We start from the raw sequence: 348 nt of genomic DNA on the forward strand, positions 1-348 counted from the left end.
ATATTTCTAAAATCGCAAAATTGTTTCGTTATCTAGTTTTCAATGAGCAAAGCTGTTTCACCGAAACAGCGACCATGGAATTTTGGTCTAACACAAACTGTGTAGATAAAATTACATGTCTTTTTTTGAGAGATTAAACTCTCAAAACTGAACAACGAGTGAGTTAAAAGTTTTGCAAAGCAAAACTGCTTCGTAAGCATAAACTTTGCAAAGTGATCCGCCGACTTTCGTCGTACGTATATTTGAATGTTTCCGTTTCAGGAAACGATTCTCCATAGAAAGGAGGTGATCCAGCCGCACCTTCCGATACGGCTACCTTGTTACGACTTCACCCCAATCATCTACCCC

At 39.1% G+C, this 348-nt stretch carries 1 rRNA gene; it reads right to left on the bottom strand.

The features are described 5' to 3' along the window. Positions 1 to 278: 278 nt before the first annotated feature. A 16S ribosomal RNA gene (locus tag KJS58_RS25105) occupies positions 279 to 348 on the bottom strand; the annotation flags it as partial.

The organism is Paenibacillus sp. J45TS6 (assembly GCF_018403285.1).
Classification (GTDB): Bacteria; Bacillota; Bacilli; order Paenibacillales; family Paenibacillaceae; genus Paenibacillus.